Consider the following 15,798-nt stretch of genomic DNA (forward strand, 5'->3'; position numbering starts at 1 on the left):
CTAGTTTGGTAACTGGATCTCGATGCAGTACGGATGCGATTTGCTGATGGGCATGCGCTGTCTCGCCGATGTCTATGCGGTGGCGGGAAGTTTTGAGCGCGCACGCCCATCAGTCGGAGTTCAGGCGACTCGCCGCCAGTAACAGCAACTCGCAAGCCCGAATAAAGCAGCACCCAACAATAATACCGACGCAGGTTCAGGGACACGAACAATGGATACCGCAGCCGAGAAACTCACATTGGCAAGCTCTGAGATTCCGTCTCCTATTTCAAAATGACCAACCCACAATGATGGATTTTGTTGCAAGTACATCGTGTAACCCCCTAAATACTGCGCGTACGTCGCGCCATACAGGTCTCCGTAAAATTCTGGTGTTCCCATATCTCCAGTGATCCATCCAAGTCCTGCCATGTTAATATATGATCTAGATACACCATCTATAATGACCGTAGTGGAGCCAGTCTGGTAATTTGATGAATCTCCAAATAAAACGCTGGATAAATGGAAGCTCTTGCCGGTCACATCGCCCAGTCCACCAAATTCTCCATTGTCAGAGCCCGATGAAATATAACCATCCGTGACCAAATATAGAGAAGCCTGCGCAGAGCGCATATCAACAAGAAAGAAAGAAAATAACCCAACAAATAGCGAAAGCGCTGACGCTCGCATGACACGAAACCTCTTTGAAGCACAAATCATTTTTGATTTGGTCGGGCCCCATTGTCAATACGTCATAAATGTTATATTGTATTCAGCTCCCCATAGGGCAATGTCTACTTGAATTTCTAAATGTCTGTCTCGAAAGAACGTGGGTGAAATGAGCCACTTGCCATTGGAGATTCATCGCAACAGCCCGCGGCCACATATAGGCCCAAACAACTCATTTTCAATCCGACTCAAATACAAGCCATTAAGAAATCATGGCATGTTCCTTTACAGACGTTTAGGACTTGAGGCGAATTAAATGCTTCAGCCTTGGGCTCCGAAACGGCTTCCAGCGGTGGGCGGTGAGCGTCCGACACGGCCCCTCGCTAGGAAAATCCTGCTTTTTTTGGAACGGAAGATCTGGAGAAATTATTCCAGTTCGAATCCTTAGGCCCGCCCGCGGCCCTCGTGCGGCCCGCGCCCGTCACGCCTTCGCCAGCCCCAGCTCGCGCAGCAGCACGGCCGAGGTCTCGGCGAAATTCGCCACGAACCCCGCGAAGGCCTGCGGCCCGTCCCAGACAGGCACGATGCCGCGGGCGCGGAGCTGGTCCTGCACCTCCGCCCGCGCATGCGCGCGCTGCGCCGCGGCCAGCAGCACCTCCCGCAGCGGCGCCGGGATGCCCTTCGGCGCCACCAGGGAGAACCAGTTGGCGTAGGCCCAGGGCAGGCCCGCCTCGCGCAGCGTCGGCACGTCAGGCATGGTGGACAGGCGCTGCTCGCCCATCACCGCCAGCACCTTCACCCGCCCGGCGGCGGCCAGCGACTGCGCCTCGATCGGCGATCCCGTGAAGACGCCGATGCCGCCCGCCACCAGGTCCTGCAGCGCCGGCGCGCCGCCATTGCTCGGGATCCAGCGGATGCGGTCCGCCTCCAGCCCCAGCGCGCGGCACAGCCCGGCCGCCGCCAGGTGCCAGGCCCCGCCGGTGCCGACGCCCGAGCCGGTGATGCGGCCGCGCGGGCTCTCCTTCAGCGCGCGGGCGAAGGCGGCGACATCGCCCCAGCCCGATTGCACCGAGACGGTCACGCCCGCCGGCAGCGCGGCGATGCGCGAGAGCAGGTCGAACTGCTCCGGCCCGAGATCGGCGAGGCCGAGCGTGCGGTAATTGGCGAATTCCGAGGTGCCGGTGCCGATCGTATAGCCGTCCGGCGCCGCGGTCGCGACCGCGGAATGCCCGGTGATGCCGCCGCCGCCGGTGCGGTTCACCACGTTCACGGGCTGCTTCAGCTCCTGCTCGAAGCCCTGCGCGAAGATGCGGGCGACGATGTCGGTGCCGCCGCCGGCGGCCCAGGGGACGACGAGGGTGACGGGCCGGGCCGGCCAGGCCTGCGCGCGCGCGAGCCCCGGCGCGGCGAGCAGGCCGGCAGCGCCCGCACTGCCCAGGAGATGTCGGCGCTGGATCATGTCGTGGTTCCTCCCCTTGCGCATAGCGGCGCGGTTGCGCGCAGGATGCGGGGAAGCCGAGACTGCGGCAATCCGCGCGCGGCTGCCGGCGCGGCAGGCCGCGCCGCGGGAAGGAGGGGACGGCCGCCATGGAGATCCGCCACCAGACGATCCTGACCAACGGCATCCGCATGCATGTCGCGGAGGCCGGCGAGGGCCCCGCGGTCCTGCTCTGCCACGGCTTCCCGGAGGCCTGGCATTCCTGGCGCCACCAGATGCAGGCGCTGGCCGAGGCCGGCTACCGCGCCATCGCGCCCGACATGCGCGGCTATGGCGAGACCGCGGCGCCGGCGGCGATCGCCGACTACACCCTCCTGCATCTCGTCGGGGACATGGTCGGGCTGCTCGACGCGCTCTCGATCGACCGGGCGGTGATCGCCGGGCATGACTGGGGCGCGCCGGTCGCCTGGAACGCCGCGCTGATGCGGCCGGACCGCTTCCGCGCCGTCGCCGGCCTCTCCGTGCCCTATGCCCCGCGCGGCCCGGTCAGCGCCTTCGAGATGCTGCGCCGCGCCGGCCGGCACCGCTTCTACCAACTGTACTTCCAGGCACCGGGCGTGGCGGAGGAGGAGCTGCAGCGCGACCCCGCATCGACCCTGCGGCGGACCTTCTGGTCGCTCTCGGGCGATGCGCCGGAGGGGCAGCGCTGGAGCCCCGACCTGCCGGAGGCCGGGTTCCTGGCGAGCCTCCACGAGCCCTCTGCCCTGCCCGCCTGGCTGCCGGACGCGGAGCTCGCGCTCTATGCCGAGACCTATCGCCGCACCGGCTTCCGCGGCGGGCTGAACTGGTACCGCAACATCGAGCGCAACTGGGAGCTGCTGGCCCCCTTCGCCGGCGCGCCCATGCCTGTGCCGGGGCTTTTCATCGCCGGCAGGCGCGACCCGGTCCTCGGCTGGAGCGGCCGCGCGCTGGAGGCGCTGCCGCGCGCGGTGCCCGACCTCCGCGGCACGGTGCTGGTCGAGACCGCCGGCCACTGGGTGCAGCAGGAGGCGGCGGCGGAGGTCAACCGCGCGCTGCTCGGCTTCCTCCAAAGCCTGTGACCCGACCGCCATAATCCGCCCGGGTCCCGCCATGATCCCGGCGCGATCGGGGCGTTTCCTCTCATGAACAGACCCAGGAGGGTCCCGACCATGACGTATCGCATCGCCGCCGCCGCCCTGCTCGCGGTCGCCCTCGCCGCCCCGGCCGCCCAGGCCCAGGGCTGGCACCGTGGCTATGGCCCCGGCCCGGGCTGGGGCGGCCCGCCGCCGCGCGCTTACCACCACCACGGCAATGGCGGCGCGGTCGCCGCCGGCATCATCGGCGGGCTGGCGCTGGGCGCGCTCGCCGCCGGCGCGGTCGGCGCCTATGCGCCGCCGCCCCCGCCGCCCGTCTACTACGCGCCGCCCCCGCCGCCGGTCGCCTATTACGCCCCGCCGCCGGCGGTCTATGCGCCGCCGCCGGCCGTGGTCTACCGGCCGGCCTGGGGCTGGTAGGGTCATACCGGCCAGCATAAATGCTGCCCGATATGACTTTATGATTGGCGCGCAGCCGCCACACCAACCCTGCGCGCGATACCGGCCTGCAGAAGCCACGACTTCTGCAGGTCGGTATCATGCCCCCTGCTCGAGACCGGCGCGGAGGCCCTGCCCCTCCGCGCCGGCCGGGTCGATCAGCCCTTCCCGCAGGAAGAGGTCGATCAGCACCAGGTTGACGTTGAACTTGACGTCGTCGGTGTCGCGCACCGCCTCGTAGACCCGGCGCACCGGCCATAGCTCGAAGCGCTCGACCTCGTCGTCATTGGGCCTCGGCACGAAGCCCTCGGGCAGGTCGAGGTCGAAGCAGTGCAGCAGGTCCCGCCGGATGCCGCCCTCCCCGCGCATGACATAGGAGACGCGGCCGACCCGCCGCGCCTGCCGGGCGAGGTCGGGCGGGACGCTCGCCTCCTCCCCGGCCTCCTTGACCAGCGTCTCCTCGATGCCGAGGCCGGCCGGGACGCCGCCGGCGATCAGGTTGTCGAGCTTGCCCGGCGCGACCGACTTGTGCTTCGCGCGCCAGCCGACCCAGAGATGCAGGCCATCCCGCCGCATCACCCGGCCGTTCACATGCACCCCGGCCGCCCGGATGCCGAAGGCCGGCAGGGCGCCGCGGTCGAGCCGGGCGAGGACCGGCCCCTCCTCGCCGGCGCGGACGTCGAAATCCTCGCCCCGCAGCCGGAAACGGCCCTGCTCCGCGAGGGCGCGGGCGATGGCGGCCAGCGCCTCGGTCCGCGCTGCGGGGCTGCGCAGCCGGCCGGCCAGCGCCGCGCCCCCGGCATCGACCTCGATGGCCTCCGGGAAGGCGCCGAGGGCGCGGACGAGATCGGGGCCGAGCCAGCCGACCTGGTCGCCCCCGATCCGGAAGGGCAGCAGCCCGGCCAGGGAGGGCAGGTTGTTGCAGGCGTCGATATGGCGCTGGAAGGGGCTCATGGGCGCGGGGAACACCGGGTGCGGGTTTCGGACGGATCGCCGGGAAACGCGGCGCGGCGGGATTCGAACAAAGGGGCGGGGGGAATTGCGGCGGGACGGTGGCGGCGCGGCATGCGGACGCGGCGGGTGACGGCCGCGGGTTTCTGACACTGCGGGGCGAGCCGCGGCGCATCCGGATGCGGCAGGCGCCCGTGGCGGGGGATCTCGATGGGGAGGGATGCCGAGGGCCATGGGACGCTCCGTCGCGGCGTAGGGCGGAGGATATCAGAAAATATTCCTAAATGCCAGTCGAAACCTGGCCAGCGCCGCGTCGGTCGGCGGCTGGCCAGCGGAGGTCGCAGCCGGCTCCCGTGGCATGCCGCAGGGCCGCGACATGCGCCACCCGCTGCGGCTCGGCGGGGACCGCGCGCCGGCCCCGTCCGCGACCAGGCCCGATCCCCGGCCCCGGCGCGACCCGCGCTTCAGCCGCCCTCGCGCCAGCGCCGCTCCGCCGCGTCCCAGGCCGCGAGCGGCTGCAGGTCCGGCACCCAGGCGAGGCCGGTCTTGGCATCCGAGGAGACCGCCTCCGGCGTCACCACGGCGTCGATCAGCGCGGGGCGGTTGGCCATGGCGCGGGCGATCGCCGGCCCGAGCTGCTCCGCCGTCTCCACCCGCTCGGCATGCATGCCGAAGGCGCGCGCCATGGCCGCGTGGTCGGCGAATTGCAGCGTGGTGCCGACCACCTTGCCATGCGTCACCTTCTGGTCGTGCACCTCGATCTGCCAGGCACCGTTGTTGGCGACGACGATCAGCACCGGCGCCTTGTGGCGGACGGCGGTGTCGATCTCGATGGCATTGAAGCCGAAGGCGCCGTCCCCGGTCGCCACCACCACCGGCCGCTGCGGGAAGGCCAGGCTCGCGGCGATGCCATAGGGCAGGCCGATGCCGATGCAGCCGAAGGGGCCGGGATCGAGCATGGTGGGCGCCGAGAGGCCGACGCGGGCGAAGCTGAGGAAGTCGCCGCCATCCGTCACCACGATCGCCTCCGGCCCCAGCGCCTCCTGCAGCGCCGCCAGCACGCGGTTCGGGTGCAGCCGGCCGTCGCTGCCATTGGGCGCGGCCGCCATGGAGTGCCGCAGCTTGCGCGCGCGCTCCTCATGCCCGGCCCGCAGCCCCGCCGCCCAGTCGCGGTCGAGCGCCGGCGCCCGGTTGCCCGCCGCCTCGACCAGGGCGCGCAGCGCCTCGGCTGGGGAGGCGAGCAGCTCCACCGCGCCGCGCCGGTTGTCCCGGAGCTCGCCCGGGATGTCGCCGATGCGGATGAATTGCGCCGCGCCGAAGACCGCGGGCGAGCCATAGGCGAGCTGGAAGTCGAGCCGGCGCCCGACGGTCAGCACCACGTCGGCATCGCCCATGACGGCGCCGCGCATGGCCGCGACCACCGAGGGGTGCGCGTCCGGCACCAGGCCGCGGCTCTCGCCGGTGTCGAGATAGGCGGCGCCGAGCCGGTCGAGCAGCGCCACCAGCTCCGGCCCGGCGCCGCGCGCGCCGCGGCCGGAGACGACCAGCACGCGCCGCGCCGACCAGAGCAGCTCCACCGCCTCCTCGACCCGGGCCGGGTCGGGGCGGGTCAGCGGCCGCGGCTTCGGGCGCAGATGCTCCTCGAGCTGCAGCGCCGCCGGCACCGGGGCGCGGAGCGTATCGGTCGGGACGTCGAGATAGGCCGGGCCGGGCTCGCCGCCCTCCCCCATGGCGCGGGAGATCGCCTCGTCCAGCTCGGCCAGCGCCAGCGCCGGCTCGCGCACCGTGCGGGCGTAGCGGGTGATGGGGCGGAGCAGCAGCGTGTGGTCGAGGTCCTGCAGCCCGCCGCGGTTCTCCTGCGGCCGCGGGCTGGTGCCGGAGAGCACGAGGACCGGGGCGCGCGAGACATGCGCGTTGGCGATGCCGGTCATGGCATTGGTGACGCCCGGCCCGGCCGTGACCAGCGCCACGCCGAGCTCCCCCGTCAGCTCGGCATGCGCCTGCGCCATGTGCACCGCCGCCCGCTCGTCGCGGACATCGACGATGCGGATACCCTCGGCGTCGAGCCGCATCCAGATCGGCATGATGTGGCCGCCGCAGAGGGCGAAGACCCGCTGCACGCCGCGCCGCTTCAGCAGCCGCGCGATGAGGCCGGCCACGCTGTCGGGATCGATTGCCATGCCGCGTCTCCTCGGGATCTCGTTGCCTCGCGCCGCGCCGGGCCGGCGGATCGTCAGCCGCCCAGAGTCGCGGCGAGCTGCGCCTTCAGCACGCGGTGCAGCACCTTGCCCGTCGCGTTGCGCGGGATCTCCTCGTCGCGGAGGAAGGAGCAGGAGCGCGGGCGCTTGTAGCCGGCGAGCCGCCCGCGGCTCCAGTCCAGCAGCTCCGCCTCGGCCAGCGCCGCGCCCTCGCGCGGGACGATGACGGCATGCACCCGCTCGCCCCATTTGGCGTCGGGCAGGCCGATCACGACGGCATCGCGCACCGCGGGATGCGCGGCCAGGACCGCCTCGACCTCGGCGGGATAGACGTTCTCGCCGCCGGTGATGATCATGTTCTTCTTGCGGTCGAGCAGGCGGATGAAGCCGCCCGGGCCGCGCACCGCGATGTCGCCGACCGTCAGGTAGTCGCCACGATAGGCCTCGGCGGTCTTCTCCGGCAGCTTCCAGTAGCCGTCGAAGGCATAGGGGCTGCAGGAGAAGAGCTCACCCGGCGCGCCATCCGGCACCTCCTGCCCGGCATCGTCGAGCAGGCGGATCGGCGCCGAGCCGACCACCTCCCGCCCCACTGACCCGAGCTGCTCGAACTGCTCGTCCGGATGCAGCATGGTCACCCAGCCGGCCTCGGTGGAGCCGTAGAGCTCGAAGAGGCCGGAATTGGGGAACATCTCCATCACGGCGCGCTTGGTCTCGGCCCGCGCCGGTGCCGAGGAGACCAGCAGCTTCTCCACCCGGCCGAAATCGCCGCCCGCCCGGGCGCGGCAATCGAGCATCATCTCGTAATGCGTCGGCACCAGCGAGGTGAAGGTCGTGCCCGTGCCCGCCAGCGTCCGCAGGCAGAGCCCGGCATCGAAGCTGGGGCGGGAGAAGATGCCGACGGCGGAGCCGCCGAAGAGGAAGGCCGAGAAGAAGTTCAGCGAATTGGCATGGCACATCGGCATGACCAGCAGCGCCTCGTCATGCCGGCGCAGGCCGAACTCCACCCGCGTCATCATGGCGAGCATGGACATGCCGCGATGGCCGCGGATGGCGCCCTTCGGATTGCCCGTGGTGCCGGAGGTGTACATCAGGCACCAGGGATCCTCCGGCGCGACGGCGATGCCCGGCGCGGCCGCGGCGGCCGCCTGGATCAGGTCCTCGTAGCCGCGCCAGCCCGCGGGCACCCGGCCGGCGCCGAGATGGACCAGCCGGTCCGCGGGGATGTGCAGGTCGCGGCCGATCTCCTCGACCGGCCCGAGCAGCCGGTCCTCCGCGATCAGCGCGGCGGCGCCGCAATCCTCGAGGATGAAGCGGATCTCGGGCGCGGTCAGGCGGAAATTGATCGGCACGGCCACCAGCCCGGCCTTGGCGGCCGCGGCATAGATCTCGGCCCATTCGATGCGGTTGTAGGCCAGCACCGCGACCCGGTCGCCCTTGGCGAGGCCGAAACCGAGCAGCCCGTTCGCCAGCCGGTTCGCCCGCTCCTCCCATTGCGCGAAGCTCATGCGCCGCTCGAGGTCGAAGGCGCCGATCCGCTCGCCCTGCAGGCGTGCCTGTACGCCGAGCATCTGCCCCAGGGTCAGGAGCCCGCCCATGCCTCACCTCGTGCCGCGCGACGTTTCAACCCACAGCCGTATCGGGCTGCCCCCTGATCCGACCCTGCCGGCACGGGCTTGTCCACCAAAACCGCGCCTGGCGGCCTGCCCGGCACTCCTGCCTGCCCCCCCTGCCCCCGGTCGAGGTCGGATGGAAATCGGTAAGGATCCCCGAATAACAGGAAGCAACCGCGGCAGGTTGATCTCCCGCAGGCCGACCGGCGCCGCAACGCCCAAGTCCAGGCGCCGCGATGCGCAGGTAAATGTCCCGGTAATGCTGTCATGCGCACACTGCACGGTTCGCAGAGGACGTCGCGCGTGTTGAGCAAAGCCAGGATTGGCCTTCGGATCCATCTCACCACGATGCTCGCGGTGGTCGGGCTGCTCGGGCTCGCAGGCCTGCAGGCGCTGGACCACGTCCGCGACCTCGAGCGCGACAGGGTGGCGATCCTGCAGAGCATCACCCAGGCCGCGGCCTCGGTCATTGCCGCCTACCACGCCGAGGAGACGGCCGGCCGCCTCGACCGGCCGGCGGCGCAGGCGGCGGCGCTCTCGGCCGTCCGGAAGCTCCGCTACGGGGCGGACGAGTATGTCTGGGTCAACGACCTCGCCTCGCGCATGGTCATGCACCCCGCCCGCCCCGAGCTCGAGGGCAAGGACATGGCGGGGTTCAAGGATCCGACCGGCTTCGCCCTGTTCCAGGCCTTCACCGAGACGGTCCGGCGGCAGGGCGCCGGCATGGTCGGCTATCGCTGGCCACGGCCGGGCGCCGACGAGCCGGTCGAGAAGCTCTCCTACGTCCAGGGCTTCGCGCCCTGGGGCTGGGTGCTCGGCACCGGGGTCTATGTCGACGACCTCCGCGCCGCGCAACGGCAGGCGCTGTTGCGGGCGATGGCCGAGGCGATTCCCGCCGCGCTGCTGGTCGGCCTCCTCGCCTGGCGGGTGGCGCGCGGCATCGTCCGGCCGCTCACGGCCGTCACCGCGGCGACGGAGCGGCTGGCCGCGGGCGAAGTCGAGACCCAGGTGCCCGGCCGCGACCGCGGCGACGAGGTCGGCATCCTGGCCCGCGCCGTCGAGACCTTCCGCCTGCAGGGCGTCGAGAAGCGCCGGCTCGAGGCCGCGGCCGCGGCCGAGCAGGCCAGGCGCGACCGGCGGCAGGCGGCGATGGACCGCCATACCCTGGACTTCGGCGCCACCGTCGCCGGCGTGATGGAGACGCTCCGCGGCGCGGCCGAGGAGATGCGCGGCGCCGCCGAGCGGATGGCGCGGGTGGCCGAGCAGACCCGCGACCGCAGCGCCTCGACGGCCGCCGGCGCCGAGGCGAGCGCGCACGACCTCGGCACGGTGGCCGCGGCGGTCGAGGAACTCTCGGCGAGCGTCGGCGAGATCGCGCGGCAGGTGACGCATGCCGCCGCCGCGGCGCAGCAGGCGGTCGGCCGCGCCCGGGCCACCGATGCCACGGTGCGCGGCCTGTCGGAGGCGGCCGGGCGGATCGGCGAGGTCGTGCAGCTTATCAGCGACATCGCCGGCCAGACCAACCTGCTGGCGCTGAACGCGACGATCGAGGCGGCGCGGGCCGGCGAGGCCGGCAAGGGCTTCGCCGTGGTGGCGGGCGAGGTGAAGACGCTGGCCGAGCAGACCGCCCGGGCGACCGAGCAGATCGCCGGCCAGGTGGCGGCGATCCAGGCGGCGACGCAGGAGGCGGTCGGCGCGGTGCAGGAGGTCGGCGCGGCGATCGGGCAGGTGGATGCGGTGTCGGCGGCGATCGCCGCGGCGGTCGAGGAACAGGGCACGGCGACGCGCGAGATCGCGTCCAGCGTGCAGGCCGTCGCCCGGCAGAACGGCGAGGCGACGCGGGCCATGCGCGAGGTCTCCGGCATCGCCGAGGATGCGGGCGGGACGAGCCGCTCGGTCCTGTCGGCGGCCGAGGGGGTGTCGCGCGTCGCCGGCGAGCTGCGCGGGGAGGTCGACCAGTTCCTCGCCGCCATGCGCGCCGACGAGAGCGAGCAGCGGCACTACGAGCGCGTCCCGGGCGGCGGCGCCAGCGCCCGGCTGCGGCCGGGGCAGGGCGGCGCGGCGGTGCAGGCCGAGATCCGCGACATCTCCCGCGGCGGCGCGGCGCTGGTCTGCGCGCTGGCGCTGCCGGCCGGGGCGGAGGTGGAGCTGGACCTGCCCGGAGCCGGCATGCCGGTCGCGGCCCGCGTGGCGCGGACCGATGACGGCGTCCTGGCGGTGACCTTCCGGCAGGACCCGGCGACGCTCGCATGCATCGACCGCACGATCGAGACCATCGCCGGCCGGGCCCGGGCGGCCTGAGCAGGGCGCCCGCGGTTCGCGTCCGGCCAGGCGCCTGAGCGGGCGCCGCCTGGCGGGATCCAGGCGGGTGGCAGCGCCTGCTGCCGGAAAGGGGTCCTGGTTCTTCGACGCGGGGCGGCGAAGGCGCTGCCGCTATCCCGGCCTCGGCCGGCACCGGGCCGCGGGCGGAGTGCCCTGCCCTGCCGGGCGGCGCCGCGGCCGCGTCCCGGGGCCCGGCACCGGCCGGGGTCCCGGCGCTGCGGGCCGCCCGGCCGGCAACCCCGCCCACACGGCCCGTTTCCCCTCCCCCCATTCGGCCCTATGTCCCGGGCCCGCCCCCGGAGATACTGCCCAGTGCGACGTGCCGCGCCCCCGACCTCCGACTTCGTGCCCGAGCGCTCCCACTGGCAGACCCTGGCGAACCTCCTCCCCTGGCTCTGGCCGGCGCAGGAGCCGGGGCTGCGCGCCCGGGTGGCCATCGCGGTCCTCTGCCTCGTCGCCTCCAAGGCGGCGAATGTCCTGGTGCCGCTCGTCTATGCCCGGGCGGTCGATGCGCTGGCACCGAAGCATGGCCCGGCGGCGCTGCTGGCGATCCCGGTCGCGCTGGTCATCGGCTATGGCCTGCTGCGCATGGCGAGCAGCGCCTTTGGCGAGTTGCGCAACGCCGTCTTCGCCAAGGTGCAGGCCCGCGCCGCGCGGCGCATCGCCCTCGCGGTCTTCGCCCACCTGCATGCGCTCTCGATGCGCTACCACATGGACCGGCAGACCGGCGGCCTCTCCCGCGTCATCGAGCGGGGGACGCGCGGCATCACCTTCGTCCTCAACTTCCTGCTCTTCAACATCATCCCGACGATCCTCGAGATCTTCCTCGTCGCCGGGATCCTCTGGGGGATGTTCAGCCTCTCCTTCGCCGCGGTCACGCTGGTGACCATCGCGGTCTATGTCGCCTTCACCCTGATGTTCACCAACTGGCGGCTCCGCTTCCGGCGGGAGATGAACCAGACCGACCAGGAGGCCAATACCAAGGCGATCGACAGCCTGCTGAACTATGAGACGGTCAAGTATTTCGGCAACGAGGCGCACGAGACCCGCCGCTACGACGAGAGCCTGACCCGCTACGAGCGCGCCTATGTCCGCTCCGAAACCACGCTGAACATGCTGAACTCCGGCCAGGCGGCGATCATCGCGCTCGGCCTCACGGCGGTCATGCTGCTGGCGGCGCGGGGCGTCACCGCCGGGCAGATGACGGTCGGCGACTTCGTGCTGGTGAACACCTACCTCATCCAGCTCTACATGCCGCTGAACATCCTCGGCTTCGCCTACCGCGAGATCAAGCAGGGCCTGACCGATACCGAGGCCATGTTCCACCTGCTGGCCGAGCAGCAGGAGGTCGCTGACCGGCCCGGCGCGCCGGAGCTGGTGGCCGGCCCCGGCGAGCTGGTCTTCGAGGATGTCCGCTTCGCCTACCGGCCGGACCGGCAGATCCTCAAGGGCGTCTCCTTCCGCGTGCCGCCGGGGCGGACGCTGGCGATCGTCGGCCCGACCGGCGCCGGCAAGTCCACCATCTCCCGCCTGCTCTTCCGCTTCTACGACGTGACCGGCGGGCGGATCCTGGTGGATGGCCAGCCGATCGACGGCGTGACGCAGCAGAGCCTGCGCGCCGCGATCGGCGTGGTGCCGCAGGACACCGTGCTGTTCAACGACACCATCCGCTACAACATCGCCTATGGCCGCCCCGGCGCCGCGGAGGAGGAGGTGGTCCGCGCCGCGCGGCTCGCGCAGGTGCACGACTTCGTCACGCGCCTGCCGGAGGGCTACCGCACCCGGGTCGGCGAGCGCGGCCTCAAGCTCTCGGGCGGGGAGAAGCAGCGCGTCGCCATCGCGCGGACCATCCTCAAGGACCCGCGCATCCTCATCCTCGACGAGGCGACGAGCGCCCTCGACACGCGGACCGAGCAGGAGATCCAGGCGGCGCTGCGCCAGGTCTCGGCCAACCGGACCACGCTGGTCATCGCCCATCGCCTGTCCACCGTGGTGGAGGCGGACGAGATCATCGTGCTGCAGGAGGGGCGGATCGCCGAGCGCGGCACCCATGCCTCGCTGATCGCCGCCGACGGCCTCTATGCCGAGATGTGGCGGCGGCAGTCGGAAGCGGTGGCAATGGCGGAAGCGGCCGCGGCGGCGCAGGCGGCGGCGGATCTCGACCAGCCGCGGGTCGGTCGCGCGGCGGAGGTTGCCATCCGTGGCTAGTGCTCAGAACCAATCAGAAGGTACATGCCACGTCGATAAGGGGCCGTTCAGGGGTGGGCGGCGCTCCACTGACAGCCCGTTAGCGAAGTCATAGGGTGGGCCGCCACTCTCCGTGGTCTTCACGCTCTGGGTGTCGACGATCGCCGCCATGGGGCTGGCCTCCCGCCCGGCGCTCTCGCGCAGCATCACCACAAGGCGGTGGCGGATGCTCTCCCACACGCCGTCCTGCAGGAAAGCGCGCGTGTACCGGTACACCGTGCGCCAAGGCGGAAAAGCCGGAGGCGGCGGCAGGTACCGCCACCGGCAGCCGGAGCGGACGAGGTAGCACAACCCGTCCAGCAGATTGCAATATCTGTCGAGCGCGCTACCACTCCCAGGGTCTGACCGTAGCACAAGAAAACTCGCGGAAAGAATTGTAGAAGCAATACAGCAACACTCTTTTTTGCTCGGTCCTACCATTTACGTATGTAAATGTCGTCTGGGCTCGGACTGGATAGAATGTCGTATTGTAGGTGGTGTTGGATATTCCCTCCTTACCAATGCCCCATGGTTCTGGATCGCCGACCTGCGTGGAGGAAATCTGCCATGCGTCCATGCGGTAATTATTGCTTGATGCGCTTCTGGCCATGGCGGCGACGTACCGATTCATCTCGGCAGTCACTGCGTCCACGAACATCTTGCCGTCGGGCATATTCCCTTGAGCTGCGGCTTGGCCTGGGTGGTCCCCGTTTCCTGGATTGAACGTTGCCATGATCGCTCCTCCAAGAGTCACCGCAATGAAATGGCGGCGGTCCTTCATGTCCGGCTCCGAACCTGACGTGCCCAGCCTAACAGTGCATGGTTGCACACTTCCAAGTCTTTGGTGTTCTTGCTAACCGAACGCAGCGGGGCTTGGCTTGCGGAACTGGCTATCGGTCAATGCTTGGCCGGAGCCGCATTTCCCAACCAACGCGCGATCAGCAGGCATCCACATGGCGGTATCCCTGGCGAAAACCGTTTGCAACGCCGCCTGAAGCGCCAGGATCAGCCCGTCAAACCAGCCCCCGTCATCCCTTCGCAAACACGCCCTGGGGCGCAACGCCCGGATGACGCAGGGTTGCCCTGCATGGCGAGGGGTTTCAGGCCGTCGCCCGCGCCCCCAATTGCCCAGCGACAGGAGGGCGCTGCATGCAACTAGACCCCCAGGGCGTGGCCCCGGACGACCTCAGCCATGCCGGATCGGTGGTGGACAAGGCCATCGAATACATGATGGACCAGAAGATCGCGCCCATTTCGGTTGCCTCGGCGCTGCTCGGCGGCGCGCTTGGCCTGCTCGCCCGCAGCATGGACGACCGTGCCATCGCCGGCGTGCTGCGCAACGCGCTGCTCTCGGTGGAATCGGGCGAGTTGCGGGAGATGCGGGACCAGCTTCCGGGCGGCCAGCAGGCGCTGTGACCTCGGCGGCCGCCAGGGCATGACGGGGGCCAGCCCTCCGATGCGCCGCGCGGCCGCCGGTCCTGCTTGACTTGCCGGGCGCCGCGCGCCATACGGCCCGACCTTCTTCGCCCACTCGCACGCGGCGGCCTCCGCCGCGTGCTGCCGTTTTCAGGAACTGCACCATGGCCCGCCGCTGCGGCATCACCGGCAAGGGCGTGCTGACGGGGAACAACGTCAGCCACGCCAACAACAAGACGCGTCGCCGCTTCCTGCCCAACCTGCAGGAGACGTCCTTCTTCTCCGACGTCCTCGGCAGCAGCATCCAGCTGCGGCTGACCACCAACGGCATCCGGACCATCGAGCACAATGGCGGCCTCGACGCCTTCCTGCTCGGCACGCCGAACCGCAAGCTGCCCGAGGAGGCGCAGTCCCTGAAGCGCCGCATCCAGCGCGCCCAGGCGAAGAAGGCCCAGGCCACCGCGGCCTGAGACCTTGGCCGCGGCGGCGGGGGCCTAAGGCTTCCTTCACGCGCGCCGGGATATGGAGCCGGGCTCATGCCCGGCTTTTTTCTTGCCCTGCTGCTGACCCTGCCGATCGCCGGCCTGGCGATCCGGCGGGCAATCCGCCTCTCCGGCCGCCTCGGGGCCGCCGAGGCCGCGGCCGGCGCGGCGCGGCGGCAGGCGGAAGGCCGCGGCCGCGGCCTCGCCCTGCTGGCGCGGGAGATCCAGGGGCCGGGCCTCGCGCTGCTCGCCGAGGCGCCGGCGCTGCCGGAGGCACCCGGCCGCGCGATCGCCGCCGTGGGGCAGCACCTGCTCCGCCTCTCCGACGACATCGCGGACTACCTCGCGGCGGATGCCGGCCCGCGCCGGCTGGCGCCGGAGGCGCTCGCGCTCGCCCCCCTGCTCGAGGAGGCGGTGGCGCAGGTCATCGCCCAGCTCGGCGCGGGAGGGCGCGCCTGGCGGCTGGCGGAGGGCTTCGCCGGCCTGACCCTGCAGGCGGATCGCCGCGCCCTGCTCGGCGCCCTGGTCCAGGTGCTGGCCCGCGCCGCCCGCATGACGCGGGAGGGCGATGCGATCGACCTGCGCCCGGTCGTCACCGGGGACGCCGTCTCGATCCTGGTGGAGGATGAGGGAGCGGGGCTGCCGGCCGCCGACCTCGCCGCCGGCGCCCCCGATGGCGAGGCCCCGGGAACCCGCGGCCTCGGCTTCGGCCTCGCCATCGCCCGCGCCCTGGTCGAGGCGCATGGCGGCAGCCTGCGGCTCGAGGCCCTGCCCGGCATCGGTGCGCGCGCCTGGCTCACCCTGCCGCGGGAGCGGCTGGTCGGGGGCTAGGGGAAGTGGGGACGAGGCCGCGGTTGCGGCCGCGATCCGGCCTGCCGGGCGGAAGCGCGGGAGACGCGCCGGAGCGGGCCCGGGGCCTTGGCCCGGCGATCACCCTCGACCGGGGACAGGACA

14 protein-coding genes are annotated in these 15,798 nt (G+C 71.3%); 7 read left to right on the top strand and 7 right to left on the bottom strand.

What is annotated here, in order from left to right; translation table 11 throughout:
* Positions 1–120 precede the first annotated feature (120 nt).
* Positions 121–669 (bottom strand): PEP-CTERM sorting domain-containing protein, encoded by a 549-nt coding sequence (locus tag Q7A36_RS22045; RefSeq protein ID WP_305105910.1) that lies wholly within the window; start codon positions 667–669, stop codon positions 121–123.
* Positions 670–1,129: 460 nt separating this feature from the next.
* A complete protein-coding gene (locus Q7A36_RS22050) occupies positions 1,130–2,107 on the bottom strand; it encodes a Bug family tripartite tricarboxylate transporter substrate binding protein (RefSeq protein WP_305105911.1) in 978 nt (325 codons plus the stop codon).
* 128 nt (positions 2,108–2,235) lie between these two features.
* Between Q7A36_RS22050 and Q7A36_RS22055 the strand changes: the two genes are divergently transcribed.
* Both Q7A36_RS22055 and Q7A36_RS22060 read left to right on the top strand, forming a co-directional pair.
* On the top strand, positions 2,236–3,186 hold the full coding sequence (locus Q7A36_RS22055) for an alpha/beta fold hydrolase (RefSeq protein WP_305105912.1): 951 nt from the start codon (positions 2,236–2,238) through the stop codon (positions 3,184–3,186).
* Between the two features lie 90 nt (positions 3,187–3,276).
* Entirely contained in the window at positions 3,277–3,621 is a 345-nt protein-coding gene (locus Q7A36_RS22060; RefSeq protein ID WP_305105913.1) for a hypothetical protein, read from the top strand.
* A gap of 117 nt (positions 3,622–3,738) precedes the next feature.
* Here the strand turns inward: Q7A36_RS22060 and Q7A36_RS22065 are convergent, their stop codons facing one another.
* The 3 genes from Q7A36_RS22065 to Q7A36_RS22075 all read right to left on the bottom strand — a co-directional run bounded on the left by Q7A36_RS22065 (position 3,739) and on the right by Q7A36_RS22075 (position 8,383).
* Complete coding sequence (locus Q7A36_RS22065; protein ID WP_305105914.1) at positions 3,739–4,593, bottom strand: NUDIX hydrolase; 855 nt, start codon at positions 4,591–4,593, stop codon at positions 3,739–3,741.
* Positions 4,594–5,054: 461 nt separating this feature from the next.
* Complete coding sequence (locus Q7A36_RS22070; protein WP_305105915.1) at positions 5,055–6,770, bottom strand: thiamine pyrophosphate-binding protein; 1,716 nt, start codon at positions 6,768–6,770, stop codon at positions 5,055–5,057.
* 53 nt (positions 6,771–6,823) lie between these two features.
* A complete protein-coding gene (locus Q7A36_RS22075; RefSeq protein ID WP_305105916.1) occupies positions 6,824–8,383 on the bottom strand; it encodes a class I adenylate-forming enzyme family protein in 1,560 nt (519 codons plus the stop codon).
* Positions 8,384–8,701: 318 nt separating this feature from the next.
* Between Q7A36_RS22075 and Q7A36_RS22080 the strand changes: the two genes are divergently transcribed.
* Together Q7A36_RS22080 and Q7A36_RS22085 are read left to right on the top strand one after the other, a co-directional pair.
* The gene (locus tag Q7A36_RS22080) at positions 8,702–10,699 is read left to right on the top strand and encodes a cache domain-containing protein (RefSeq protein WP_305105917.1); all 1,998 of its coding nucleotides are present in this window, start codon (positions 8,702–8,704) and stop codon (positions 10,697–10,699) included.
* Between the two features lie 333 nt (positions 10,700–11,032).
* Positions 11,033–12,928 (top strand): ABCB family ABC transporter ATP-binding protein/permease, encoded by a 1,896-nt coding sequence (locus Q7A36_RS22085; protein WP_305105918.1) that lies wholly within the window; start codon positions 11,033–11,035, stop codon positions 12,926–12,928.
* Between the two features lie 3 nt (positions 12,929–12,931).
* Here the strand turns inward: Q7A36_RS22085 and Q7A36_RS41615 are convergent, their stop codons facing one another.
* Both Q7A36_RS41615 and Q7A36_RS22090 read right to left on the bottom strand, forming a co-directional pair.
* Complete coding sequence (locus tag Q7A36_RS41615) at positions 12,932–13,387, bottom strand: transposase (protein WP_370655693.1); 456 nt, start codon at positions 13,385–13,387, stop codon at positions 12,932–12,934.
* Positions 13,293–13,727: a hypothetical protein gene (locus Q7A36_RS22090; RefSeq protein WP_305105919.1), complete on the bottom strand. Its 435-nt coding sequence runs from the start codon at positions 13,725–13,727 to the stop codon at positions 13,293–13,295. The genes Q7A36_RS41615 and Q7A36_RS22090 overlap by 95 nt, the downstream gene beginning before the upstream one ends.
* Before the next feature lie 368 nt (positions 13,728–14,095).
* Between Q7A36_RS22090 and Q7A36_RS22095 the strand changes: the two genes are divergently transcribed.
* The 3 genes from Q7A36_RS22095 (at position 14,096) to Q7A36_RS22105 (ending at position 15,675) form a co-directional block, all read left to right on the top strand.
* Positions 14,096–14,362, top strand: coding sequence for a hypothetical protein (locus tag Q7A36_RS22095; protein ID WP_305105920.1), 267 nt, complete (start codon positions 14,096–14,098; stop codon positions 14,360–14,362).
* A 164-nt stretch (positions 14,363–14,526) separates the two neighbouring features.
* Positions 14,527–14,832, top strand: a complete 306-nt coding sequence (gene rpmB, locus Q7A36_RS22100; protein WP_305105921.1) for a 50S ribosomal protein L28 — start codon at positions 14,527–14,529, stop codon at positions 14,830–14,832.
* Positions 14,833–14,898: 66 nt separating this feature from the next.
* Positions 14,899–15,675, top strand: coding sequence for a sensor histidine kinase (locus tag Q7A36_RS22105; RefSeq protein WP_305105922.1), 777 nt, complete (start codon positions 14,899–14,901; stop codon positions 15,673–15,675).
* Positions 15,676–15,798: the final 123 nt, after the last annotated feature.

This window comes from Paracraurococcus lichenis (assembly GCF_030657435.1).
In the GTDB taxonomy this organism is placed as follows: domain Bacteria; phylum Pseudomonadota; class Alphaproteobacteria; order Acetobacterales; family Acetobacteraceae; genus Paracraurococcus; species Paracraurococcus lichenis.

Bases quoted from the DNA above. Each gene is read 5' to 3' on its own strand.
- Q7A36_RS22045 (WP_305105910.1), bottom strand. From the start codon at position 669: ATGCGAGCGTCAGCGCTTTCGCTATTTGTTGGGTTATTTTCTTTCTTT.
- Q7A36_RS22050 (WP_305105911.1), bottom strand. From the start codon at position 2,107: ATGATCCAGCGCCGACATCTCCTGGGCAGTGCGGGCGCTGCCGGCCTG.
- Q7A36_RS22055 (WP_305105912.1), top strand. From the start codon at position 2,236: ATGGAGATCCGCCACCAGACGATCCTGACCAACGGCATCCGCATGCAT.
- Q7A36_RS22060 (WP_305105913.1), top strand. From the start codon at position 3,277: ATGACGTATCGCATCGCCGCCGCCGCCCTGCTCGCGGTCGCCCTCGCC.
- Q7A36_RS22065 (WP_305105914.1), bottom strand. From the start codon at position 4,593: ATGAGCCCCTTCCAGCGCCATATCGACGCCTGCAACAACCTGCCCTCC.
- Q7A36_RS22070 (WP_305105915.1), bottom strand. From the start codon at position 6,770: ATGGCAATCGATCCCGACAGCGTGGCCGGCCTCATCGCGCGGCTGCTG.
- Q7A36_RS22075 (WP_305105916.1), bottom strand. From the start codon at position 8,383: ATGGGCGGGCTCCTGACCCTGGGGCAGATGCTCGGCGTACAGGCACGC.
- Q7A36_RS41615 (WP_370655693.1), bottom strand. From the start codon at position 13,387: ATGGTAGGACCGAGCAAAAAAGAGTGTTGCTGTATTGCTTCTACAATT.
- Q7A36_RS22090 (WP_305105919.1), bottom strand. From the start codon at position 13,727: ATGAAGGACCGCCGCCATTTCATTGCGGTGACTCTTGGAGGAGCGATC.
- Q7A36_RS22095 (WP_305105920.1), top strand. From the start codon at position 14,096: ATGCAACTAGACCCCCAGGGCGTGGCCCCGGACGACCTCAGCCATGCC.
- rpmB (WP_305105921.1), top strand. From the start codon at position 14,527: ATGGCCCGCCGCTGCGGCATCACCGGCAAGGGCGTGCTGACGGGGAAC.
- Q7A36_RS22105 (WP_305105922.1), top strand. From the start codon at position 14,899: ATGCCCGGCTTTTTTCTTGCCCTGCTGCTGACCCTGCCGATCGCCGGC.